We start from the raw sequence: 24,271 nt of genomic DNA on the forward strand, positions 1-24,271 counted from the left end.
TGCAGGCTCATTGTTCACACGTCCATTGTGATCGGTCCCACAAGTCAGGGACTGCACAAGGTATGGGGAGGTGAACAATCATGTTGATCCCCTTTGTGCGAAAAATTCACAACCATAACAGCAGCAAAGTTATCGGTCTGTCCTACAGCCACAAAATGAATGGCCAAATCCCATGGGAAAGTACGCTGGAAAGAGACTGGCTGCTTCACCTAGAAGCCAACCCAGCCATTCGTGAAATATATGGGCAACCGAGGAAGTTTGACTATTGCCTCGATGGTGAGTGGCATTGGTACACCCCAGACTTTGAAGTGCACTGGAAGGACAAAAGCCGGCTGGTGACAATTTATGAAGTCAAATCCGATGAAGTAGCTGCTGACACTACTTTCAAATCGAAGGCTAATGCCATTGGGCTTCGTCTTGCTACGCTGGGCTATGAGTACACCGTTGTAGACAGCAAGCTCATCCGCTCTGGTAACCAGCTCGCCAATCTGAACTTCCTGAAACACTATATCGATGTGTTTGTTACCCAACGGGATCGGCAGCGCATCACGGACTACCTGTCCCAGGCCACAACCTGTCGGTTGGCATGGCTGGCCATCCGCCTTGGCAACAAAGACCTCGCCTTGGCAGGGCTGTACCGGCTGCTTTGGGAAGGATGGCTGGATTACGACAAGCGCGAAAAAGTGAACTCGCTGCTCACGGTGCACCTGGCTGAAGGAGCACTGACATGACACTTTCTTTGCGCGCTGGGTTCTCACTCACCCTTTATGGTCAGCCATTTCGCGTTCTCACTATTCAACCAGACCGCAGCGTTGCCCTCCTGAATGAGCGGACTTCCAACGTCAAGCAGGTAAGCCGCGACGATATAGATTTGTACTGTCAGCAAGGTGTATTGAAGATTGTCGAGGACCAGGAGGTACTGTTCCGGGACGATGGGCTACCGCCGATCCCATCCGCCCTTCCTGAACACCATCAACGCACACTCCGGCGCCGGCTGCAGTATGTGCATGCGGTACTCGACAACACCCAATCGTTTTCACGGTCAAGGGAAGTGCTGCCGATTGCCTCAAAGATTGCCAGCATGATCGGTGACACCAAGCCGCCAGGCCTCACATCCATCTACCGGTGGTGCCGTTCGTTCGTCGACAGCGGCGAAGACGTGATGGCGCTTGTGCCCCTTACAGCCAACTGCGGTCGCCGTTACGGCCAGGTGGATGCCGAAGTGCTGGAGTTGTTCTATGAGACAGTTGATACCTTTTATCTGACCCGCGCGCGGATCAGTAAACGTGACGCACACGCTGAACTGGTGGACCGCGTCACGGAGGCAAATGCGGCACGTCCGGCAGACGCCAAATTACGGGCGGTCAGCTATGGAGGGTTTTGCAAGCTCATCAACCGTCTGCTGGACCCCTTCATTTTGAAGGCAAGACGCTACGGTGAAAAATACGCGCGTCGCTACTTCAGAACGCGTCGTAACGGGCCGATCGCCATGTTTCCATTGGAGCGGGTGGAAATCGACCATACCCGGCTGGACATCATCGTTGTCCACCCCATCACAAGGCAGCCTCTGAAAAGACCGACCTGCACCGTTGCACTCGATCGGAGAACCCGGATGGTGTGCGGGATTTACATTGATCTGGAGCCGCCCTCAAGTATCGCGGTGCTGATGTGCTTGCGTCAGGCCGTTAGCAGTAAGCAAGCCATCCTGGATAGCTTGCCGAATGGCAGCAGTTTTACCTGGCCGGTAGAGGGACAGTTCCGTCTGATCTGCATGGACAATGGTCCGGAATTTCATGGCCACGCTCACAAGCAGTTTTGTGCGGACATGCACGCTGACATGCAGTATTGCCCACCAGGCATGCCGTGGTACCGGGCACCTGGCGAGCGGTATCTTGGCACCCAGAATCGACGGTTGATTCACAAGCTCCCCGGAACAACCTGGTCGAACGCTAGGGAACGTGGGGACTATCCCTCAGAAAAGCTCGCCCATCTGACTCTCCATGAGCTGCGCCAACTGGTCTATCGCTGGGTGGTGATGGAGTATCACAACACCCGTCACAGCGAACTCGGCGAGACACCGTTACAGTGCTGGACCCGCTTGGTAGAAGAGCACCCCATTCCGCCCTTGCCCAGCAGCCTCACCCTCGAGGTCGAAACCGGGCTCACCTTCGAACGCGCAATCAGCAATGGGCGCATCGGCACCAAAGGGCTGGTCTACCATCACCCCTATCTTATACACCTGCAGGAACGCTTGGCCGCCAAACAGAAAGTCATGCTGCGAATCGACCCCGCGGATGTCACACAAGCGTATATCTACGACCCCATCAACAAAGGCCTTATCCGGCTCGAATGTCTGACCCAAGACCTCAAACCCGGCACGAGCTGGCTTGATTTTCAACGTGAGCGCAAAGCCCAGACCACTCAATCCGATACCGTCGAAGGTGGCACGCCGGATGCGGAAACAGTACGGCAGGAAAAGGCCAAGTTACGGCGTGAGGTTCACCAACTCCACCAAGATGCCGAGCGCGACCTGACACAACGTTCTCGCAAGCGGGCAAAGACGAAAAAGCGTGACCAGCCGGCCTCCCACAATGAACCACCTCGCGGCACGGGATCAACCAGCCTGTACCCAGCTGACAGCCTAGGGGACGACTGGTTTATTGACCTTCCACCGGCTCCGGGGGCAACACCATGAAACATGATCCAAAGCGCGTTCATGAGCTGCTAAAAAAGATCGCCTCCATCCGCATCCGATACCCATTGTTCATTGCCATCCTCGCCGACATGGACCGCTGTCTGACCGAGTCGCCGGATCTGCGGGAGCCGCTCTGCATGCTCATCACGGGTGATACTGGTGTGGGCAAGAGCACCCTGATCGGCACTTTTCACGATATGCACCCTTCACAGAACACCGATGATGGGACAGAAACCCCCGTTCTGGTAGCTTCAGTACCGCTTCCAGCCACCATCGGGGGGCTGTTCAGTTCCGTGCTGTATGCCATGGGCGCTCCGTTCCCGGATCGCGGAAACATCGAATTCAAGCGCCGGCGCCTGATCGAACTCCTGAAGCGATGCCGTACACGGCTAGTGATCCTCGATGAATTCCAGCACCTGGTGGAAAGAGGGAAGCGGCAAAGCATCGAAGCAGTGGCCGATGCCACCAAGAGCCTGATCAACCAGTCTGGCATCCCCTTCATCCTGGTAGGAATGCCAGCAGCACACTCTGTGTTGGAGTACAGCCCCCAACTCGCAGGGCGTTTCCCGCTACGCCCCAAGCTTCCATCCTTTAACTGGCTCGAACGACCATCCGATTTCGAACGCCTGCTGGCCTGCTTCGAACAGGCACTTCCCTTTGAAAAACCAAGTGGCTTCTGTGACGACACCCTGCCCGCTCGTTTCTACCTGGCAACTGGCGGCAACTTCCGGTCGTTTACGACGCTGATCCACGATGCGTCGCGCACGGTCTTGATGAACGGAGGTGTCCGGATTGAGCGGGAGCAGCTAATCCGCAGCTACGACAAGCTACTGGCTGCAAACCGCCGACTTCGAGCCAATCCATTCCAAGAGCACGATACGGCTATAGAGCGCTGGGTCGAACAACTTCGAGGGACTGGACATGACTGTTAGCCACTCAATCTGCCCAGGCAGACCTCCTCAACTTCTGTTACGACCTCGGCCGGATCAAGCAGAAAGCTTGGCCGGGTACCTGCTACGTCTGGCCGATACGAACTACATGCATCACGCGCATGAGCTTCTGGAATTTCTGCAGCAAAAGCGGGAAAGACTCTATCAGGCTTCGCTCATTCCTCAACTCGGTGTGTACTCACTGGACCCACTCCACCTGCAAATCGGGCTATCCGCGGAAGAGTTAATCAGGTGGTGCAAGCCTATGGAGACACTGAACAACAAGTACCGCAAATTCCTTCACCGCGGTTTCAAATGGCCAGTGCATCTTCTGCGCGATCAATATCGAGCTTGGTGTCCCGCGTGCCTGCGAGAAAAGGCGCTACACCTCTCCGCTTGGGATTGGCATTTCACCACTTCGTGCCACAGGCATCAGGCACTGCTCGTCGATCGTTGTCCTGCGTGCCAGCAGCGGGTGAAATGGCGCTATTCTCAACTGCGCTACTGTTCATGCGGCTTCCCATTGTATGAAGCAACAGCTCTCCCTGCCGTTCCTGGGCATTTTCCCCTAGACATCGAATCCCTATCGTCCACGGAGCTGCTGCGTTTCATGACCCTTGCACTGCTGACGTATGCGCCTTTTTCTAGTCAGCTGGACGTATCACTACTGGCCAAAGCGGATATCGCACCATTCCACCTCACGCTGGCCGCGATCAAGAACGAACAGGTTCTTGACTCGACTCAATTCGAAGAGGCCGTGTGCAAACAACTCGACAATCGTCTCGTCCAACAACCCGCTTGGGGGCCGCGCTACGCGGCCACGCCGCTATTGGGTGGACTGCAAATCGATGCCGTATTCGATGAAGAGCTCGGCACCATCGCGGATAACTGGATGCAAGCCTTGCCCCTGGATGCAACAGCACATGCCCCTCACTCAGCCACATCGCAAACAGCACTGCCGATTGGGGCTGTCGCAATCACACTAAACGTCTCGCCCCATGTTGTACGCAGCTTGATTAAGAAGGAGGCATTAATTGGCTTGGCCGATACAGAGTGCACAGATAAACGCCGGCGACGGTCGCACCTGGTATGTGGAGAAAGTTTGGCCCGTCTCCTCGCTGCGCTTTCGCATAAGACAAGCATCGATGGCCAGGATCGGATTGTTCGATTTGATCATTTCGGCATTGATTTCGCCACCCGACTTAACCTTTTTAAGGACATCCTCACAGGCAAAATCGCTGTTCGAACCTACGATCCCTGCATGGGACTCCCCAGTCTCGAATTGCACTTCCCGAAGACTCAGTTAAGTGATCCAAGCCGCCTGAATGTCGATATGGCGGCAAGAGCCTTGGGAATTTATCCCGATGCAGTCTATCGAGTTGCAAAAGCAGGCTTGCTACGCTACGAACCCTATCTGAGGCGGCAGTTGCTCATCGCGATCGAAGACCTGCAGGCTTTTCAGAAAGAGTATTTCTTCGTACGGGAGCTGGCACAACAACTTGGCTGCAATGCGACCAATCTCGCCGACAAGCTCATATCAGCAGGGCTGAGGCCAGTACATGGTCCTGCAGTCGATGGTGGCCTGGTGTACGTATTTCGTCGAAGCGAGCTGGAAGCGCTGGATCTAAGCACTATTGGTCCCAACATCGCCTATCAAAGCCGCTGTGGTCGCGGCCACAAACGCCTCTCGGTCATCACCGAAGTAGATCTCATGACTCATCAGGCTGCTTGCAAGCTGCTCGGAGTCAAACCCTCCCAACTAGACAAAATATGCCATTCGGGCCTACTCTCAGCATGCCATTTGGAAATCGGGTCCAAGCAAACTCTCTACCAGATTGCAGACGTGGAAGCCTACCAGAGGCACTATCTTCAAAATCCGAATCTGATCTCCCTGCAAGAGGCGCAGAAAATAGTACAGGACAAGGGTTTTCGATTTCGGTTTGATGTCCGTGCTCTTGGCCTCGTTGTTTCGGTATTTAATGGATTTGAAGTTCTTTACCGACGGGATGAACTTGATAAAGCGATAGAGTTCCTGCAATCAACTTTAGACGCTAGGAAGCTATCCGAAATCACCGGCGTTAGTCGGTTAAGAATACGATGGGAAGCAAAATATGGCTGCCTCGCTGACATATCTATTCACACAGGATTTGGCACAAAGCGCTTTCTTTTTCCATTGAAAGCGGTCGACATTCTGCGAACAACAGAAGCTTTACGAGTACGCAGGAAGAACCAAGACAATCATCATGTATGATTGGCTGAAAATTCCCAATGTCAGCAAGCATCACAAGAACACTGATATTGCATCGTATAGGGTGCACTCGCTATGCTAATTTTTCTCGACACTGAATATACTAATTTCGATAATCGCGACCTGATCAGCATGGCAATGGTCAGCGAAGATGGAAAGCATGAGATTTACATTGAAATTAGCGATTTCCCCAGAGATAAATGCAACAAATTTGTCAATGAAAATGTTTTGCCACATTTTAATCAACATCAAGCACAGATCGCCACATATGCATCTCTCCCACAAACACTATTGGCATGGTTCGAAACACTACCAAGAACTGTCATGATTGGCTGTGACTCGATTTATGATTGGGATATTCTGATAGCGAGCCTGCGCGGGCAATACCCTAGAAACATGAAAGGACGAATTGACCTAAGGCCAATGATTGATTCTGGATATTTTCATGATGCAGTAGAGAAATATCACACACCAAGCAAACCTTGGCATCATGCGCTATATGATGCCCGAGCGCATCGAATAGGCTGGCTAGCATGGATGGACAATACGAAGTCGAGCCCGAAAGAGCTGCCAACCTATTATCTTGACCATCACTAAATCAACACTTCCTACTTTCCATTGCAATTTCCTTGCCAATTATTCCCATAAACTCATCGATTGGGATTTTCAAACCGATGCTCAGCAAGTAAATTGTACTCAGGGATGGTGTTCTTCTTCCAAGTTCCAGCAGTGATATATAAGTCCTATCCAGGCCAGCCTCAAACGCGAGAACCTCCTGCGTTAGGCCTACCTTCATCCGTAGTCGCCTTAGTAAATCACCAAACAACACATTGAACATGTACAAGACAACCTTTCGAAATAAACCTATAAAATCAATAGCCAATCTCAAACAAAAGGAGATCAAAGTAAATATAGTTTCCGAAGCATTATCGAACCTCTTAGAAGTGCTGTCAAAAGCGTCAGTTCCAACCGTCATAATTTCGGGATGCCTGCTCTTTGCTTACCTTGACCAGATGAACCTCAGGTATTTATTACAACCTTCCCTTAGCAACATTGGTGGCCTGGTTGCACTCTTCATAAGCCTAAGCTTATTAATGATCGCAATAGCTGGAGTTTTACTTGCCGCACCGTGGATGGTTTCCAACACTCACGACTTCTTCACTCTGCAATTGACTCCTAAAAACCATAATCGCTGGTTAAAATCATTCATGTGGAGCCTGTATGCGTTCACCATTTTTCCTGCGTCGTATGCTACCATTATCCCAGAGCCATTTGGCCCAGGCATTTTTATACTCGCTTTATATCTGATAAATTTTATCATTATTGCAACCCTATTCAGTGCAAGGCGCACAAGTATAGCTGAAACAGTTGAGCGTCCACTAAGTGCCTTTGCAATCACCATTACACAATTTGCATTAACAATACCATTAACATTTATATATAGAATTGCTGGCTCTTTTGAGCACCTTGCATCACTTAATTGGTATGTCGGGATTGCTTGGTTTGCATACAGTGCATTTGTTGGAATTTCGGCAGTTCACAGCCATGTGATCAGTAATGGCAAAAAGGGCCTAACCACCCAAGTCAAACGTTTTTGGCTTATTTTGGCAGTCGTCACAATGCTGGCGTCATTAGCCATAGCACCAGTATGGTTGCTGAAAGGGGCTGCTAGAGCAGCAGGCATTTACGATGACACTCCCGCATGGTTTGCAATAGAGAAAGAACTATTGTTGCCACATCGCACCTCCCTTCTTGCATGGAAAACAAAAAGAGAATGCAGTCAAGCGGATAAATTTTCTTACCTATATGGAACGGTTGCATACCAATTTGGCGGGAGTATAACTGTGATTTGCCCTATCGGGATTACACCTGACATCGGTCCAAAGAACAGATGTCTAACCTTTCAGGATCAAAAAATAACTCGAGCTATCCCTTGCGCAGAAAATTTGCACAACCACTAGCGCTGACCTGAACGTTATATTCTAGAGGCCTCCCTTGTGTGGGCTGCGACGCACAATTCAACGTTGCATTAAATCTTCTTGCAGCATCACTTCAACCCATACATGGTAGCAACACAGGGGCTCAAAATGAAAGAAAAAGGTAAATTCGAGCAGATCATCTTGGCAATTTCCCAAAAGGACGTAACAGAAGCCATATTTAAAAATCTTTCAGCGTTTTTCGCTTGTGCAGCAATTCTGAAATACTGTGCGAAAGCAGCAATAGCTCACGACATACCATTTGCCATTTCTTCATTCTTTGTTCTCATAGCGCTTATTACCATAAATTCTATCTATTCTATTAATCACATTATCATCCCCATCGAAAAGGCATTGCCACAAAAAAAGAACAAGCCAATACCTGATGAAGTTGGTCATATTCGTGAATTCATTTCACTTATGCTAACCAGAACTTCTGGAATCCTATATTTTATATTTTCATGCGGTTTTTCATGGTTTGTCTTTAGACTTATTGACTACGTGGCAAAAACAAAATGATTTGAATAAATCACAATAGCACTCCACCATCTACCGGATCGGTGTAAAAAGCCGCACAGACCGGTGGTTTCAAAAGTTACTTTCCATTTTTCCTCCCTGTGTATCCGCCATCGATATTGCCTAGCAACTCACTTGGCCAGCCCTATCAGTTGCTGACTCTATTCTTGAATAAATCCACACTCCAAGCTTTGAATGTATTGATGTAAAATATCAAGCTTTGCATACAACCAAAGTCATCCATAACCGGCACGGAAAAGCTTAAGTCATTGATAAAAAAGAATCTTGCTTTTCGTCTTTTGGGTACTGCAACATGACATAAATCATTGATGTATAGATATGCAAAAGGCACACTTTCAAGTGTGCCTTTTTATATGCTTTGAACCGGAGATTATTGATGTCTGAAAAAATGGCAAGTTTGGTTTTTCGGGTAGAAGGGGGCGATGCAGATGAGGGAATACTTGATATTTACGATGCTGCCGATGCTATTTCCGGGCTTGCCAGAACTGTCAATATAATTGGACATGCATATGCCAATGGGGAAGAAGTAAGAACCCGTGCGCACAGAGCAGTAGGGATGAAGGCTTTTGTCCACTCTTCTCTGAAAGGGTGTTTTGAAGAGCGTGTAGATATTTATTTCTCAGATAAGTTGATAAAAAAAATTGGCCCAAGCGTTGTAGTCAATCATTTCTGGGATTACCTAACCTGTTCTCTTTCAGCTGCAATTGGTGAAAAATTTAAACCGACATCACCTTACGTAAAAAAAATTATCGATGACAATGAATTGTTCCTGTATGAAATTGCTGACGCATTAGAGTCACCATTACAGAGTGTTCACAGACCAATATCTAGCAATAATGATGTAAGTATTTTCATTGCCAGACATCGCTCCAGTGATGTTATTTCGCTAAACAGAAATACTCTTGACTATGTTACAACAACTGAGACCAGCCAAGACCTACAGGACATAAAGGGAAACATTACTAGATTCAACAATTTAAGTGATTTTGGAAGATTGTACTCAGATGAGGAAGAGAAAGTGGTTCCCTTCGAAATTGCCGAGAAGAACAACAAGAGGGTTCGCCAGCTTGTAATTAGGTCTATGAAAGAGATGGTGGATGGGAGTGATGGCAAGCTAACTATTAGAGTGTCTAAAATTGTAAATGCAAGGGGCAATATTAAGAAGTATATAGTTCACGACATTCATGATGACGGTAAGCCACTGTGAGCGCGCCTGACCTCTACTGTATTTTGTTTACCGAAACCTGCAGATCAATGGCAGACTGGTCGGCATTTTGGCAAAACACTGGCATTGCTTCCACAATAATATTCGGCTTGGCCGGCCTGCAAAAAATATATGTAGAACTCCAGAGGATAAATGAGCAACGAAAAAAAGAATCAGCTGACGACGAGGCAAAGGCTTTTTTAAAAAGAACTGAATTCTTTTTAAACCAACACAGGCGTCTATTTGACGACCCTGATTTGTATCAAGTGCTTTGCTATATTGATGGAGACGAGAAAACTCTCACTGACCGAGGCATGGCCGATAAGAAGAGAAAATTCCTAGCCTTTCTTGAAGAAATTGCACTATTAGTTGATTCAAAGCAAATAAACGAAAGGGTTGCCTTATATATGTTTGGGCACTACGCAATATGCGTAGTGCATGGGGATAATTTTTCTGACGGAATTGACATGTCCGAGAAAAACTGGACGCTTTTATATAGATTCACCAAAAAGGCCGATGCTTTTTTCGATAAATTTCCTGATGAAAAAAGTAACAGATTCATTCTTTAGTAAGCAGCCGGTGAATCCGAGCTTTTCCTTTTCAGGATATGACTGACTCCACGACCACAACACATGTTCCACGGCCCCGACTCGGCTTGTGTCCCGGCCAAGCTACTGGCAAGGCAACACGGTCGGTTGGGCCGAATGAAACAAAGCTCAACCTTCATCGCAACTCAGGTGAATGCACGTATTACACACGCGGTTAGTGCGGGGCTTCGCAGGTTGAGCCCAGCCTACCTTGCGTATAAGCATTTCATAAAAAAAGGCCCGGCATTGCCGGGCCTTCTCATTCCTATAACCTGCCTTATTTAGCCAGCTTGGTTTCCAGCACGTTCTTCTTGCCTTCCTCGTCGCTCACCAGCTTCAGGTTGGCGCCGCCCACGAACACACCCATGCGGATGTATTGCTCGATGAAGTAGTTCTGACCGCCATTGGTAATCAGGTCGAGGCTGTTGTCGCTGAATTCGGATTCGGTGCTGACGGTTTGTTTGCCCGGAGCAACCTGGCGGTAGAAATAGACTTTGTTGGCGGTTTCGCCGAGGCGTTCGCCGTTGAGGTGCAGGTCTTTCTTCAGTGCCTGGCCAACAAAGCTGTTGCGGTAGATGTAGATACCCGACTTGTCGGCGGGCGGTGCCGCAAAGGTCTTGAGCTGGGCATCGGCTTTCGGGTCACCCATCGGTACCGAGGCGCAGCCGGTAAACAATACGGAAGCGGCCAGCAGGCCGGCAAGCAAGCTTTTCTTCATGAGGTTTCTCTTGTGTAGGACCAGTTTTCCCCAGCTACGGCTGGGCTGGCATGAGGCATTGCCATTGTCATGATGGGTGGCGACGAAATTGTATGGGAATACGCCCGAAATGGATATAACTCCAATGGCATTTTCTGCTGGCGAACAGTGCGAGCGCCGCCCCGGTTTCCCTGCCTCTTGATTTCACCCCGATGCGAGCCCCTGCGGGGCTGTCGATTCGGCCGGGCTGCAAAACCGGGCTGGTCCGTGTCGTGCTATAGTGTCGCCCCACCCCTGTCACCCACGATTTGCCCGATGAACGCTCTCCCCCGCCTGGCCTGCTGGCTGCTGCCGGCCTTGCTGTGCGCCTGCCAGCAGGAGCCGCTGCACGGCCGTTTTCATTGCCCGGATCAAACGCAGTTCAGCTACAACCGCCAGACGCAGACGGTGGAGCTGAGCCGGGCCGGCGCCCGCTACCAGGGTTTCATGGACGAGAAGCGGCAGATGGTGTGGCCGAAGAACGAGGGCGACCGCAGCCTGCCGGATACGTTTGCGCTATCGCGCAAGGTGGCCGGGCAGTTGATGCTGTACGGCGGCTTTGCCGGCAAGGGGTTGGCCTGCCAGAGCGATGGCGGCAAGGCCGCGCCGTAAGCACCACGATTCAGAAGCTTTCCATGCGTATTCAGGATTTCCAGCACTCTCTCGCCGCGATCGGCGCCCTTCCCTGCCACATCGGGCGCATCCAACGCGCCTGGCTCAAGGGGCAGCCGCTGGATGCCGGCACCCGTCGCCAGAAGAGCGAGGATTATTTTCCGCTGTCGGTGCGCAACGGCTTGCCGCCGATCGCGGCGCAGATCGACGGTCTGGCGCGCATCCAGTCGCAGCACCCGGCGGCGGACGGGTCGTTGCGGCTGCTGGTTCAGCTTAACGACGGCCAGATGGTGGAGAGCGTGCTGTTGCCGCGTGACGGGCTGTGCGTGTCGAGCCAGGTGGGCTGCGCGGTGGGCTGTACCTTCTGCATGACCGGCAAGAGCGGCCTGCTGCGTCAGCTCGGCAGCGCCGAGATTGCGGCGCAGGTGGCGCTGGCGCGGCGCATTCGGCCGGTGAAGAAGGTGGTGTTCATGGGCATGGGCGAGCCGGCGCACAACCTGGACAACGTGCTCGACGCCATCGAGCTGTTGGGCAGCGACGGTCATATCGGCCACAAGAACCTGGTGCTGTCCACGGTGGGCGACCCGCGCGTGTTCGAGCGGCTGCCGCAGCAGCACGTCAAGCCGGCGCTGGCCTTGTCGCTGCACACCACCCGCGCCGAGCTGCGCGCCCGGTTGCTGCCGCGCGCGCCGCGCTACGACCCGGCCGAGCTGGTGGCGCTGGGCGAAGACTACGCCCGCCGCGTGGGCTACCCGATCCAGTACCAGTGGACGCTGCTGGCCGGCATCAACGACACGCAGGAAGAAATGGACGCCGCGGTGCGGCTGCTGAAGGGCAAGTACGGCGTGCTGAACATCATTCCGTACAACAGCGTGGAGGGCGACCACTATCAGCGCCCGTCCGCCGAGCGCATCCACCTGATGAAGCGCTACCTGCACGATCACGGCGTGCTGACCAAGGTGCGCGATTCCGCCGGGCAGGATATCGACGGCGGCTGCGGGCAACTACGCGCGCGGGCCGCGGAGCTGATCGACCACAGCCGTTTGTTGCGGCGGACGAACGCGACGAAGGCAACCCCGCAAGCGTGAGCATTACCGCTCGCGCCCTTGCCGCGAGGCGTTCAAAAAGCCCGGTTTGATGACCGGGCTTTTTGTTTGCCTGATGCCCCCTTCCGTGACAAGCCGCACAGGCGGCCGTCAGGCAGCGATCTCGATGCGGGACGCCCCCAGGCCGCTGGCCTTGCGGATGACGATTTGCACCGCGATGCGCTCCTGCATGCCGGCCACGTGGCTGATCACCCCGATGGACTTGCCGCTGGAGTTGATGGCGTCCAGCGCGTCCAGCGCCACTTCCAGCGTTTCACCGTCCAACGTGCCGAAGCCTTCGTCGAGGAACAGCGAGTCGATCGAGGTCTTGTGGCTGACCAGGTCGGACAGCGCCAGGGCGAGCGCCAGGCTGACCAGGAAACTCTCGCCGCCCGACAGCGTACGGGTGTCGCGCGTGACGTCGGCCTGCCAGGTATCGACGATTTCCAGCTCCAGTTCACCGGTCGGCTTGCGCTGCAGCAGATAGCGGCCGTGCAGCCGTTCGAGATGGCGGTTGGCCAGGTGCATCAGGTGGTCCAGCGTCAGCCCTTGGGCAAATTTGCGGAATTTGTCGCCCTCTTTCGAGCCGATGAGGCTGTTGAGCCGCTGCCAGATGTCCACGTCGGCCGCCTGCTGCTCGATCTGCTGAAACAGCGCCTGCTGGCCTTGCCGGCGCAGGGCGTCGTCGTTGAGCAGCGCCTGCAGGGCGCCTTGCTGGCTGGAGAGGGCCTGCCGCTGCGCGTCGAGCGTGGCGAGGGCGGCGTCCAGTTCCGCCAGGGCGAGCGGGGTGCGGGCCTGCTGTTGCAGGGCGAACAAGGTCGCGGTGGCGGTGTGGAGCACGGCCTGGCGCTGTTCCACCGCTTGCTGAAGCTGGTGGCGCAGGGTTTGCAGCCGCTGGCGTTCTTCGGCCGGCAGCAGGGCTTGCCGGAAGGCGTCTCCATCGGCAAACGGGCTGGCCGCCAGCGCCGCCAGCCAGGCGGATTCGGCGTCGACGCCCTGCCGTTGCTGCGCGTGCAGGTCTGTCTCCAGTTGGGCGCGCTGGCCTTGCAGGCTGGCGATCTGTGCGGACAGCGCTTCTACCCGCTCGGCGCAGAGAGCGAGCGCCGCCTCGTCGGTTACCCCGTCGGCCCGGGGGCCGGGCGCCTCGACGCCCAGCTTGTTCCACCGTGCCTGCCAGGCCTGAGCCAGCCTGGCCGCCTGTTCGCTGCGCGCCTGCTGCTTGAGCCGCTCGGCTTCTTGCTGTTGCTGCTCCCGCTGTTTGGCTTGCCATGTCTGCCAGTCTTGCTGGCGCCCGGCCAGCCAGTGGGCCATCTCGCCGTCTATCGTGAATCCGGCGGCGGCGATGGCGGCAACCAGGCGCTCGCTGGCTTGCTGTGCGGCACGCAAGGCGACGTCCCGCTGTTGTTGCAGCTCGGCCAGGCGCTTGGCCGCATGGGCTTGGCTTTGCTGCAGCAGTTCGTGCTGCTGGCCGGCCTCCTGCCGATGTGAGGCGCATTGCCCCTCTTGCTGCTGGGCTTCGGCCAACCTTTGCTGTGCCGTTTCGGCCTGCTGCAGCGTGGTCTTGAGGGCGGCTTCCTGCTGCTCCGCCGTGGTCAGCCCTTGCTGCAAGGAGGGTTCGTGCTGCCACTCGTTATCGCTCAGGCCGAGCTGAGCGGCCTTGGCGTTCCACTCGGCCTGGGCGTGCTGGAGCGATTGCGCCAGCACTACGAGCGACTGTTGCTGCTGTTCCTGCCGGCCAGTCAGACTGGCGAGCTGGCTCTTGGCGGCGTTGCCGGTTTCTTCGAGCCGCTGCAGCGCGGCTTCCTTTTCCTGCAGGGCGCGCTCGGTCGCGGAGCTGTCCAGCTGCTGATAGGACTGGATGCCGGGGTGCTCGTGCGAGCCGCACAAGGGGCAGGCCTCGCCCGGCTGCAACGCGGCCCGGTGCGCTTCCAGGCTCTGGATGCGCTGCTCTTGCAGCAGCAGCTTGCGCTTGTCGTCCACCTGCTCTTTCAGCTGCCGATAGTCGCGGCGCAGGGCGTCCAGCCCGGTTTGCTGTTCGGCCAACTGTTGCTGGGTGTCGGTAAGGCTGGTTTCCTGTTGCACGCGCTGGGCGGCGAGTTGGCGCAGTTGCGTTGCTTGCTGGGCCACTTGCCGCCATGCCTGCAGCTGTTCCTGCATGCGCTGCCAGCTGTCGCGCAGGCCCGCCAGCGTCTGGCCTTGCAGCAGCGCGGCCGCCTGGCGCTCAGTCTCTTGCGTGGCTTGCAGGCATTGTTCGTGACTGGCAATGGCTTGCTGCAAGGCCTGTTCTTGTCGGGCCAGGCGAGCTTCGATGTCGGCCAGTTCAGCCTGCTGCGCCTGCTGCTGGGTTTGCAGTTGCTGCACCGCTTGTTGCGCCTGCTGAATCTGGCCGTACTCGCTCTGCCAGCCGCTCAGTTTCTCGCCCAGCCCGGCAAAGTGGGCGTGCTGAGCCAGCCACGCCTGGCTGGCCTGGAGTTCGTTCTGCACGGCCTGCCCGCGTTGCTGCTCGCGTGCCGCCAAGCCTTCGGCAATAGTTGTGGCCTGCCAGTGGGCCGACACCGACTGCTGTCGGCTGGCGGCGAGCTGCTCCAGAACCCCCTCCAGGGCGCTCCGGGTCTGGCCTTGCCGGGCCATCGCGTCCTGCCACGTCAGATAGACGGGGCGGATCGCCTCAGCCGGATCGCTCCGTTGCAGACGTTGCAGTTCCGGCTCGGCCTGACGGAGTGCGTACTGGGCGGCTTGTTCGGCGGCCTGCGCTTGCTGTTCGGCCAACTCGGCCTGACCCACTTCATAACGCCACTGGCGCAGGGTCCGGGTTTGCTCCTGCTCGGCGTGCAGTGCCGTCAACTGATGCGTGAGTTCGCCGATTTGCTGTTGCATCGCTTGCCGGCGCTCTTCGGGCAACAGCTCGACCCCGTCGGCCTTGGCCTTGAGCTGATCCAACGCCTGCCTGGCATCGCGTGCCTGCTCGAACACGCGCTGCGAAATCTGGCCGTAGATGTCGGTGCCGGTCAGCTCTTCCAGCAGTTCGGCGCGCTCGTTGGCGCTGGCGTTGAGGAAGGCGGCAAAACCGCCTTGCGCCAGCATCATCGACTTGGTGAAACGGGCGAAGTCCAGCCCGGTAATCGCCTCGATGCGCTTGAGCTTGTCGTTGATCTGGGAGGTCAATATGTTGCCGGCGCCATCGGCCAGCTCCACCTTGGGCGCCTGCAAAGCGCCATCGTTCTTGTCGCGCGCACGGCGCTGGCTCCAGAACGCGCGGTACACCTGACCCTTCACCTCGAACTCCACCTCGGCCAGGCAATCCGCCGTGTGGCGCGTCATGATCTCGTTGGACGAGGCCGAGATGGTCTTGAGGCGCGGGGTTTCGTGGTACAGCGCCAGGCAGATGGCATCGAGCAGCGTGGACTTGCCGGCGCCGGTGGGGCCGGTGATGGCGAACAGGCCATTGTTCTTGAACGGCGGCTGGGTGAAGTCGATTTTCCACTCGCCCTTGAGCGAGTTGAGGTTTTTGAGGCGCAGGGTCAGGATCTTCATGCCGCGCCCTCCTGCAGGCTGGTCACAATACGGCGGTAGCGTGCCTCCAGCTGTGCCCGTAGCCCCTCGTCCAGCGTTTCCTGCTCCAGCCGTTTGCCGAACACGTCGAACGGCGTCAGTTCGTCCAGCGTTTCTTTGGCAGCCGCTTGCAGGGCGGCGACGGCATTGCCCCGATCCCGGCGCAGGCGCAGCACTTCCACCGGCAGGCCTTCGGTCATGCTCTGGATGCGGGTTTGCAGATCCGACAGGTAGTCATCTCCCTTCACCAGCACTTCCAGCCACACCGGCTGCGCGGCACTGCCCAGTTGGACTGCCTCCTGAATCTGGCTTTCCAGTGTCTTCAAATCACCCTTGAGCGAAACCAGTTGCTGGAAGCGTGGCACGGGTAGCGCCGTCACACCCATCAGGCCGATATCGTCCACGTCCACCAGCAGCACTTCCTTTTGCTGGCTGGCTTCGTCAAAGCTCAAGGGGATGGGCGAACCGCTGTAGCGGACGTGTTCCAGCCCGCCCACCTTCTGTGGGCGATGGATATGACCCAACGCGATGTAATCGGCCGGGGGGAAAGCGGTGGTCGGGAAGGCTTCCAGCGCACCGACGTAGATCTCCCGCACCGATTCGCTGGCGCTGGCGCCGACGGTGGTGAGATGGCCGGTGGCGATAATCGGCAAGGGCGTGCGCAGCGCCTCGCGTTTGGCGCAGGCGAGCTGGTACACGGCCTGATAGTGCCGATGGATGGCTTCCTGCAGCGAGAGCTGTTTCTCCTCCGCGCTCTGCCCGGCCTGGCTCTGCAGCACGTCGCGCGGACGGATGAACGGAATGGCGCAGACGATGGCGCCGGGCGTGCCGTCACGTTTATTCAGCACCAGCACTTGGTGATCGAGGTTTTCTTCGACGGCGGGAATGACCGTGGTGCTGAGGTAGGCCAGCAAGGGCCGGCTTTCTCCCAGCGTGGCCACCGAATCGTGGTTGCCACCCAGCAACACCAGCGCGGTGCCACCGTCGTGCAGGTCAACCACCAGCCGGTTGTACAGCTCGCGCGCGTAGCTGGGTGGGGCGCCGGTATCGAAGATGTCCCCGGCGATGATGACGGCGTCGACGGCGTGGTCGCGAACTTGCCGGATCAGCCAGTCGATGAAGGCTTGGTGCTCTGCCTGACGGGTCTTGCCCATGAAGTGCTGGCCCAGATGCCAGTCAGAGGTATGGAGGATGCGCATTGGGAAGCGAAGACGTTGCAATGCGGTGGATTGTAGCAAGCCGGGTGGGCCGCATGTGTGCCGAGGCCGGCCAGTCCACCCAGGCAATCAGAAGTGGTAGGCGCCGTATGCCGGTCCGGCGGAGAAGGAATCTCCACCTTCGTCCTCAGATCGTCCTTAAGTTAGGTTTAATAACACGGACTTATGGTGTCGGGCATATCTTCCACGGCAACTGAGACCCACATGAATACCTCTCGTCAGTTCAACCGCAAAGCTGGCTTCGTGACCATTGCATTGATGGTCTCCGCATTCGCATTCTGTTCGCCGGTTCAGGCGGGTGAAGTAAAGAATGTCATGAAGGACATGAAAGTCGCCATGAAAGGTGCCATGAACAGCACCACCATTCCGGAATTTTCTCAATATGCCAATCGGCTGCAGGTCGATGCGACCAAGGCCAGCAAGCTTCAATACAAAAGCGACGCTGAAACCTACCGCAAGGGGATGCAGGAGCTGCAACAAGAGCTTAACGTCGTCAACCAGGCCGTTCACGCCAATGATTTGAAGGCAGCAAAAGCCGCCTTGCAAAAAATCAATACCAGCAAAAAGCATTATCACGACTTGCTGACCTAAGCCTTGATTGAGCCCATCAGCAAAACATCAAACTCAGGAGTCACGTCTATGTCGGCCTTGTCGACCAAGAAATACCCGCTATCTGTTAGCCTTCTTCATTGGCTGGTAGCCATTGCCATCATAGGAAACCTGGCCATTGGCTGGATGCTCGACGACAACATGGACTTGATGTCCTTGCATAAATCGATAGGCGCCAGCGTTTTGATCCTGGCCGTGCTGCGAGTACTGAATAAGCGGATTCACCGCCGCGCCCTGCCCCCGTCGATCAATACCAAGGGATCAAAACAGTACCTAGCCGAAAAGGCGGTACATGGCCTGTTGTACCTCAGCATGCTGGGTATTCCGGTATTGGGCTGGCTCAAAACGAATGCAGCAGGTCATGCGGTTAGCGTGTTTGGTCTGTTCGACCTGCCCACCTTGCTGGAAAAGAACCGGGCCCTGTCACCTCTGTTTGGGGATATGCATTCTGCCGCCGCAGCGGGCTTCGCCGTATTGCTCGGCCTGCATGTATCCGGGGCACTGATGCACGCGGTGCTCACATCCGAAAACGTACTGAGCCGCATCCTGCCGTCTTCTTTGGCCAAAGAAACTCGTCGCTAAAAAGCATCAAGCCCGCCTCTTGGCGGGCTGATGGTTCTGATCTCTTGATGCGAGGGACGGCAGGGACGCGCCTGGCACGCCCCCTTGGCACAAACCTCTATTGCAAGTCTGCCAGCGTCACTTCGTAGCTCTTGCTGGCCTGGTCGTATTTGACGCTGTAACTGGAAGGATAGAGGCCTTGCTTGCTGTAGCTTGCCGGCCTCGGGATGGGTGCCGAGAAATTGGGTTGCGACTCCAGGAACGAGAGTGCGGCCATGGGTTCGAGGAAGGTCAGCTTCTTGTCGTGGTAGCCGTAAATGAAGGTGGCCGTGAACGGCTGCCCCTGAAACTCCGGCGAGTGCGGGTTGACCGCGTGCACGCCCATCCCGGGCACGGCGGTGCCGGGGGGCACGATATAACCCGCGGGCAGTCCTTCAGCCGGCGGCTGCTGGGACGGATCGCCCGATTCGCCCTCGTTCTTGAACGTCACCTTCATCCGTTCGGAAGGTTTGACCAGGTAGAAATGGAAGTCGAAATGCGGCACGTCGTACACCTTGGGTGGCGGATGGCCGGTAGATTCCCAGTCGATCACCACGTGGTCGACCACCGTCCTGGGACCTTTCCTTGGCATGCCGAGCTGATAGGGGAAATCGCCATGCCCGCCCGCCGCTGCAGCAGGCAGCCCTTGCAGCGCGGTCTCGGTGAAGACCAGGCCGATCGAGATCGGCTTGCCGCTGGCGTCCGTGCGTACCACGGTATGGGCCTGGCCCTGCCCGATGCGCACCGGTTTCCCTTCGTATACGGCCTCCTTGGCCTGCGCCCATCCGGCGGCCATTGCCATGATGGCGACCATCGCAAGGGTCAAGGGCGGTGACTTGCTGAGTGCATGCATTCCCATCATTCTTCTCACTCCCTGAAGTGGATAAACGGATTGCCGTCCGCACGGCGGCCAACAACTGGTGTGCTTGCATCTTAGTGAAGCATGCCGCCTTTTTCAGTGCGAAAGCGATACTCGCACCGTGAGCTAAGCTGAAGTACCCGCAACCGCCGTCGCCCTCCTGCCCTGATTCGTCAGACCCATATGAACACCCTGCTCCGTGCCTTGATGGCTTTGTTGTGCTTGCCCGCCCTGCCGCTGGCGGCCGTGTCGGCGCCGAGTATCCGGCTCGCTTCGGACAATTGGTGCCCTTACATCTGCGCCCAGGACAGTACGATTACCGGCGGCTTCATGGTGGAGCTGACCGGGCAGATCGTGTCCGCGGCCGGTTATCGGCTGGAGTCGTTGCTGATGCCCTTGAATCGGGCGATGACGTTGGCCGAAGAACGGGATATCGACGGTGTTTACGCCGCCCCCATCGATGACCGGCTGGTCCTGAGCCGGCCTCTGGCCTTTTCGCGCGCCTGCTTCTATACCCTGCAGCACAGCACATGGCGCTACACCGGGCAGGCCTCGCTGCGGGCGGTGCCGCTCGGGGCCATTGCCGACTACGGTTATGATGGCGGCGCGTTTGACGCCTACCTCCAGGCGCGCCGGCACGCCGCTGCTTCACTGCTTGATTTCAATAGAGGCCAGAATGCCGGCGAGACCAATCTCAACAAGCTGCTGACCGGGCGATACCCGGTGGCGGTTGAGCATGAAGCCGTGATGCGCCATCTCGTCCTGCGTCAAAAGATACCCCCGACCGGGTTCGTAACGCCGGCTGCCTGGAGGGGCGATTGAAGCTGGTGATCGGCATTGGCAAAAACAACCCGAGAGCGCGGCAACTGATTCGCGCCATCGATGATGGAATGGGCAAGATCAGGGCATCGGGCCAGCTCGACCACCTGCGGGAAAAGTACCATCTCGACCCATCGCCCAAGCCCCGCACGTTTAACCACGCATGTCACAAACACGGCACACGCGGTGCACGTTGCACGTATAAAGAAGAGAGACGCCTCCGTCGGGAGCGCGCCCGCAGGTGAGGCGATCGCTCAGCTCACGCTCAACGGCGGATTGGACGCCCCCGATCACACAGCGCTGCCTCTCCGCGGCTTCTGGCATCTCGGAACGAACGGGAGCCAACGCGACTTACAAAGGGCAAGTCATCGTGAGCATTCCAAACACCATCCGTACCGCACAATCGCGCGCCGGCGATGCTCGGGCGGCCGTGCGGGAGTTCTACGCCGGGGTCTGCCAGCCCGGGATGGCACTGGTCGTGTTTTTCTGTTCCAGCGATTACGACCTCGACGCGCTGGCGGACGAAATGACGAAGCTGTTTCAAGGTGTCACGGTGGTTGGCTGTACCGCCGCCGGAGAGATCGGGCCCGTCGGCTACCACGATCTAGGGCTGACCGGTGCCAGCTTTCCCGCGGCGTCATGCGCCGCGGTGTCAGGCCGCATCGGTGACTTGCAGCACTTCCAGATCGGCGAAGGCGCCGCCTTCGTGCAGCCCCTGCTGCAGCAACTGGAGGCCACCGCACCGGCAGTCGGCCCGGAGAACTGTTTTTCGTTCCTGCTCATCGACGGCTTGTCGCGCCGGGAAGAACCGGTGGCGCGCGCCCTGCAGGATGCGCTCGGCGCGATAACGCTTTTCGGAGGGTCGGCCGGTGACAACCTCAAGCTGACCCGCACCTGGGTATTCCACAACGGGGCCTTTCACCCCGACAGCGCCGTCCTGCTGCTGGTCAGCACCCGCCTGCCCTTCAAAATCTTCAAGACCCAGCACTTCGTCAGCGAGGAAGAACGGTTGGTCGTGACCGAAGCCGATGCCAGCCAGCGCATCGTCCGGGAAATCAATGGCCTGCCCGCCGCCGAGGAATACGCCCGGGTCATCGGCGTTGCCGTGGGGGATCTCAACCCGATGCGCTTTGCCGCCTCGCCGGTGGTGGTGACCATCGACGGCACCGACTACGTCCGTTCGATCCAGCGCGTCAACCCGGATGGCAGCCTGACCTTTTTCTGCGCCATCGACGAAGGCCTGGTGTTGCGCGTCGTGCGCGGCGTCGATCTGCTGGGCAATATCAAGCGCACCTTCGGCACGATCCGCGCCGAAATCGGCCCGTTCCAGCTGGTCCTGGCCTGCGATTGCATCCTGCGCAACCTGGAGATGACCCAAAGCGGGGCGAAAGACGCCGTGGCGGAGCTGCTGCGCAAAAACCATGTCGTCGGCTTCAGCACCTACGGCGAGCAATACCACGGCGTGCACGTCAACCAGACGCTGACCGGCATTGCTCTGGGTTACCCGCGAGAAGGCCATGCCCCCTGACAAAACGCCCCGGGATGACCGCGACATCCGCGGCGAAGACGCGCTCCGGGCTGAAATCACCCGTCTCAACAAGGTCGTCACGGCCCTGATGAACCGCGCCGAACGGGGGATGAGCACCCAGGGCTCCGATTTTGGCCTGTTCCAGACCGCGGTGATGCTGGAAGACCAGGTGCACGAGCGCACCAAGGAGTTGGAAGCGGCCCTGCACGAGAATGAAAAAATCAACCGCGCCCTGCATCGCGCCCAAGAGCAGATGGAGCGCGAGATCGAACAACGCAAGGAGGCCAACGAAGCGCTGGAGCGTGAAAAAGAAGAGCAGAAGTTGCTCATCGCCCAAGTGAAACAGGCGATGAATCAACTGGTTCAGGCCGAGAAGCTGGCCTCGCTCGGCAGCTTGGTGGCCGGCGTGGCCCATGAACTGAATACACCGCTGGGCATCGGGGTGACCGTCGCGTCATCGCTTAAGGCGATGCTCGACCCCCTCTTGGCGCAAGTCGCTGCCGGCACGCTGCGCAAGCAGGCTCTGCTCGATTTTCTCGCCCGCAGCGGCGAAGCGGTGGCATTGCTGGAAAACAACCTGCAGCGCGCCACCAACCTGATCGGCACCTTCAAGGAGGTGGCGGTCGACCAAACCAGCATGCGGCGGCGTCGTTTCGACCTGCGCCAGGCCATCGACGAAGTGCTGATGACGCTGCGGCCCAAGTTGAAACACACCGCGCACCGGCTGGACGTCACCGTCGCCACCGGCATCACGCTCGACAGCTACCCGGGGCCGATCGAACAGATCATTTCCAACCTCGTCACCAACACCCTGCTGCACGGCTTCGAAGGCATCGACTCGGGAACGATCCGGATCGAGGCCAAGCCCGATCAGGATCAGGTCACCCTCGCTTATTCGGACGACGGCATCGGGATGAACGAGGCCACGGCCAAGCATGCTTTTGACCCTTTTTCACCACCAAGCTGGGCATGGGCGGCAGCGGGCTCGGCTTGTACATCGTCTACAACCTGGCGACCGCCGTGCTGGGCGGCAGCATCAGCGTGTCGAGCGCGCCGGGACAGGGAGCGCGCTTTGAACTGGTGCTGCCACTCACCGCGCCCGTGGCGCCCTCCCCGAGCGAGCGCTGAAGTCCAACGGGCTGACTCCTGATTCGGAGAGGCATCCGCTTCTACGCGGATGGGCCCGACGGCAGGCGCCTCTTGTCATATACCCAATCTGGCGCACACCGGCCGCCTGAAAGCTAAACTAAAAATACAGTCAAGGCTCACAAGAAAATACAGCGCCGGCGGGTGGGGCGTCGGGACAACCTCGACACGGCGACGGTGAAAGGCCACACGGGATGAAACGCCACGAAGCTGAAACGTATCTCGCCTTTTCCCCTGAGGAGCGCGGCCTGCTGTGCGCCATGCTCTACACCACCACCGAGCGCCACGTCATGGGCTGGTTCACCGGGGCCAAGGGCGCGCATTTCCACCGTGCCTTCTTCCTGCTGGAAGATTTCTTCACCGACGAACCCCAGCGTTTTCTTGCCACCAAGGATGGCGACCTCTACGGCGGCTGGGTGTACGACTACAGCCATGCCCACCCCAGGCTGCAGGAGCCGATTCCCGTCGACGACGACATCGGCCGCACGCTGGAAGCCTTGCAAGCCGATTTCGCCACCGAATGGCTGTTCTACCTCGACACGCCCGGCTACGAGGAAGACCTTGCCCGCTACCGGGCCGAAGGACTGCCGCTGCACGAAGTCAACATCCGCCACAAGCGCCTGGCGCGGCTGGATCACGGCGGCCATCCCTGGGAGCACATTTCCCCCAATACCGACATGAACATCCTCGACTACATCCAGGAATACTGGCCGCTGGATTACCGGCTGCCCTGAGCCCTTTTGCCCTGCGCTACACGCGACAACACAGAGGAGAGCAAGCATGGCCTGTCTGCTGCAAATCAACTACGAAAACCTTCCCGAATCCGAAGCCCTTTCAACCCATATCCAGCAGAAGCTGGAAAAGCTGGAACAGTTTTTCCCACGCCTCATCGGCTGCAACGTCACCGTCGGCTTACCGCACCGCCACTCCAACCAGGGCGAGCACTACTTCGTGCAGATCGACATGACAGCGCCTGGCACCGAAGTCGTCAGCAACCGGCAGAACCATGAAGATGTCTATGTGGCCTTGCGCGACGCCTTCGACGCCGCACGGCGCATGCTGGAAGACCATGTTCGTATACTGCGCGGCGAGACCAAGCAGCATATGGAGCCCACTCACGGCACCGTGGCACGCCTGCTCGATGGCTTCGGTTTCATCGAGGGCGAGGATGGAAACGACTACTATTTCTCGGCCGAGAACCTGGTCGACCAAGCATTCGACAAGCTCAGCGAAGGCATGGCGGTGAAGTTTCTTCCCGAGGCGGCGCAAGAGGGCTGGCAAGCCAAGCGTGTCAGCGCCGGCAAGCAACGCAACCACCCTGACTGACCGATT

General features: G+C 57.0%; 24 protein-coding genes. 19 read left to right on the plus strand and 5 right to left on the minus strand.

Annotated elements, in window-relative coordinates; translation table 11 throughout:
- Positions 1–80: 80 nt before the first annotated feature.
- The 5 genes from ABKF58_RS16515 (at position 81) to ABKF58_RS16535 (ending at position 6,469) form a co-directional block, all read left to right on the plus strand.
- The gene (locus ABKF58_RS16515; protein ID WP_482582083.1) at positions 81–731 is read left to right on the plus strand and encodes a TnsA endonuclease N-terminal domain-containing protein; all 651 of its coding nucleotides are present in this window, start codon (positions 81–83) and stop codon (positions 729–731) included.
- On the plus strand, positions 728–2,695 hold the full coding sequence (locus tag ABKF58_RS16520; protein WP_482582084.1) for a Mu transposase C-terminal domain-containing protein: 1,968 nt from the start codon (positions 728–730) through the stop codon (positions 2,693–2,695). Before ABKF58_RS16515 ends, ABKF58_RS16520 begins: the two co-directional genes overlap by 4 nt.
- Positions 2,692–3,627: a TniB family NTP-binding protein gene (locus ABKF58_RS16525; protein WP_482582086.1), complete on the plus strand. Its 936-nt coding sequence runs from the start codon at positions 2,692–2,694 to the stop codon at positions 3,625–3,627. The genes ABKF58_RS16520 and ABKF58_RS16525 overlap by 4 nt, the downstream gene beginning before the upstream one ends.
- Positions 3,628–3,694: 67 nt before the next feature.
- Complete coding sequence (locus tag ABKF58_RS16530; RefSeq protein ID WP_482582088.1) at positions 3,695–5,875, plus strand: TniQ family protein; 2,181 nt, start codon at positions 3,695–3,697, stop codon at positions 5,873–5,875.
- Positions 5,876–5,947: 72 nt separating this feature from the next.
- The gene (locus tag ABKF58_RS16535; protein WP_482582090.1) at positions 5,948–6,469 is read left to right on the plus strand and encodes a hypothetical protein; all 522 of its coding nucleotides are present in this window, start codon (positions 5,948–5,950) and stop codon (positions 6,467–6,469) included.
- Between the two features lies 1 nt (position 6,470).
- On the opposite strand, the gene ABKF58_RS16540 is transcribed toward ABKF58_RS16535, so the two are convergent.
- Positions 6,471–6,710: a helix-turn-helix domain-containing protein gene (locus ABKF58_RS16540; protein WP_482582092.1), complete on the minus strand. Its 240-nt coding sequence runs from the start codon at positions 6,708–6,710 to the stop codon at positions 6,471–6,473.
- Here ABKF58_RS16540 and ABKF58_RS16545 point away from each other — a divergent pair.
- The 4 genes from ABKF58_RS16545 to ABKF58_RS16560 all read left to right on the plus strand — a co-directional run bounded on the left by ABKF58_RS16545 (position 6,709) and on the right by ABKF58_RS16560 (position 10,158).
- On the plus strand, positions 6,709–7,833 hold the full coding sequence (locus ABKF58_RS16545; protein ID WP_482582094.1) for a hypothetical protein: 1,125 nt from the start codon (positions 6,709–6,711) through the stop codon (positions 7,831–7,833). The two genes, ABKF58_RS16540 and ABKF58_RS16545, sit on opposite strands and share 2 nt — an antisense overlap.
- A gap of 126 nt (positions 7,834–7,959) precedes the next feature.
- Complete coding sequence (locus ABKF58_RS16550) at positions 7,960–8,367, plus strand: hypothetical protein (protein WP_482582096.1); 408 nt, start codon at positions 7,960–7,962, stop codon at positions 8,365–8,367.
- Positions 8,368–8,761: 394 nt separating this feature from the next.
- Positions 8,762–9,592 carry a DUF7946 domain-containing protein gene (locus tag ABKF58_RS16555; RefSeq protein WP_482582098.1) on the plus strand — a complete coding sequence of 277 codons (831 nt, stop codon included), beginning with the start codon at positions 8,762–8,764 and terminating at the stop codon, positions 9,590–9,592.
- A gap of 47 nt (positions 9,593–9,639) precedes the next feature.
- Positions 9,640–10,158: a hypothetical protein gene (locus ABKF58_RS16560; RefSeq protein ID WP_482582100.1), complete on the plus strand. Its 519-nt coding sequence runs from the start codon at positions 9,640–9,642 to the stop codon at positions 10,156–10,158.
- A 295-nt stretch (positions 10,159–10,453) separates the two neighbouring features.
- Here the strand turns inward: ABKF58_RS16560 and ABKF58_RS16565 are convergent, their stop codons facing one another.
- Positions 10,454–10,894: a DUF2846 domain-containing protein gene (locus ABKF58_RS16565; RefSeq protein ID WP_008954074.1), complete on the minus strand. Its 441-nt coding sequence runs from the start codon at positions 10,892–10,894 to the stop codon at positions 10,454–10,456.
- Positions 10,895–11,188: 294 nt separating this feature from the next.
- Between ABKF58_RS16565 and ABKF58_RS16570 the strand changes: the two genes are divergently transcribed.
- Both ABKF58_RS16570 and ABKF58_RS16575 read left to right on the plus strand, forming a co-directional pair.
- On the plus strand, positions 11,189–11,524 hold the full coding sequence (locus ABKF58_RS16570; RefSeq protein WP_294863804.1) for a hypothetical protein: 336 nt from the start codon (positions 11,189–11,191) through the stop codon (positions 11,522–11,524).
- A gap of 23 nt (positions 11,525–11,547) precedes the next feature.
- Positions 11,548–12,612 carry an RNA methyltransferase gene (locus ABKF58_RS16575; RefSeq protein ID WP_482582102.1) on the plus strand — a complete coding sequence of 355 codons (1,065 nt, stop codon included), beginning with the start codon at positions 11,548–11,550 and terminating at the stop codon, positions 12,610–12,612.
- A gap of 108 nt (positions 12,613–12,720) precedes the next feature.
- On the opposite strand, the gene ABKF58_RS16580 is transcribed toward ABKF58_RS16575, so the two are convergent.
- Together ABKF58_RS16580 and sbcD are read right to left on the minus strand one after the other, a co-directional pair.
- Positions 12,721–16,143 (minus strand): AAA family ATPase, encoded by a 3,423-nt coding sequence (locus ABKF58_RS16580; RefSeq protein WP_482582104.1) that lies wholly within the window; start codon positions 16,141–16,143, stop codon positions 12,721–12,723.
- Complete coding sequence (gene sbcD, locus ABKF58_RS16585; RefSeq protein WP_482582106.1) at positions 16,140–17,360, minus strand: exonuclease subunit SbcD; 1,221 nt, start codon at positions 17,358–17,360, stop codon at positions 16,140–16,142. The genes ABKF58_RS16580 and sbcD overlap by 4 nt, the downstream gene beginning before the upstream one ends.
- A 222-nt stretch (positions 17,361–17,582) precedes the next feature.
- Here sbcD and ABKF58_RS16590 point away from each other — a divergent pair, with 222 nt between their 5' ends.
- Both ABKF58_RS16590 and ABKF58_RS16595 read left to right on the plus strand, forming a co-directional pair.
- Positions 17,583–17,969: a cytochrome b562 gene (locus ABKF58_RS16590; RefSeq protein ID WP_482582108.1), complete on the plus strand. Its 387-nt coding sequence runs from the start codon at positions 17,583–17,585 to the stop codon at positions 17,967–17,969.
- 48 nt (positions 17,970–18,017) lie between these two features.
- On the plus strand, positions 18,018–18,569 hold the full coding sequence (locus ABKF58_RS16595; RefSeq protein ID WP_482582110.1) for a cytochrome b: 552 nt from the start codon (positions 18,018–18,020) through the stop codon (positions 18,567–18,569).
- 97 nt (positions 18,570–18,666) lie between these two features.
- Here the strand turns inward: ABKF58_RS16595 and ABKF58_RS16600 are convergent, their stop codons facing one another.
- Positions 18,667–19,440, minus strand: coding sequence for a DUF5602 domain-containing protein (locus ABKF58_RS16600; RefSeq protein WP_482582112.1), 774 nt, complete (start codon positions 19,438–19,440; stop codon positions 18,667–18,669).
- A gap of 189 nt (positions 19,441–19,629) precedes the next feature.
- Here ABKF58_RS16600 and ABKF58_RS16605 point away from each other — a divergent pair, with 189 nt between their 5' ends.
- From ABKF58_RS16605 to ABKF58_RS16630, 6 genes are all read left to right on the plus strand, one after another.
- On the plus strand, positions 19,630–20,268 hold the full coding sequence (locus ABKF58_RS16605) for a substrate-binding periplasmic protein (protein ID WP_482582121.1): 639 nt from the start codon (positions 19,630–19,632) through the stop codon (positions 20,266–20,268).
- A complete protein-coding gene (locus tag ABKF58_RS16610; protein WP_482582123.1) occupies positions 20,265–20,510 on the plus strand; it encodes a hypothetical protein in 246 nt (81 codons plus the stop codon). The genes ABKF58_RS16605 and ABKF58_RS16610 overlap by 4 nt, the downstream gene beginning before the upstream one ends.
- On the plus strand, positions 20,507–21,793 hold the full coding sequence (gene nosP / locus ABKF58_RS16615) for a nitric oxide-sensing protein NosP (RefSeq protein ID WP_482582125.1): 1,287 nt from the start codon (positions 20,507–20,509) through the stop codon (positions 21,791–21,793). The genes ABKF58_RS16610 and nosP overlap by 4 nt, the downstream gene beginning before the upstream one ends.
- Positions 21,783–22,943, plus strand: a complete 1,161-nt coding sequence (locus ABKF58_RS16620) for a sensor histidine kinase (protein WP_482582126.1) — start codon at positions 21,783–21,785, stop codon at positions 22,941–22,943. Before nosP ends, ABKF58_RS16620 begins: the two co-directional genes overlap by 11 nt.
- A gap of 190 nt (positions 22,944–23,133) precedes the next feature.
- A complete protein-coding gene (locus tag ABKF58_RS16625) occupies positions 23,134–23,673 on the plus strand; it encodes a hypothetical protein (protein ID WP_482582128.1) in 540 nt (179 codons plus the stop codon).
- A 46-nt stretch (positions 23,674–23,719) separates the two neighbouring features.
- Positions 23,720–24,265 carry an HPF/RaiA family ribosome-associated protein gene (locus ABKF58_RS16630; RefSeq protein ID WP_482582130.1) on the plus strand — a complete coding sequence of 182 codons (546 nt, stop codon included), beginning with the start codon at positions 23,720–23,722 and terminating at the stop codon, positions 24,263–24,265.
- The last annotated feature ends 6 nt before the right edge of the window (positions 24,266–24,271 follow it).

It is taken from the genome of Pseudogulbenkiania sp. AW2-16 (assembly GCF_056824575.1).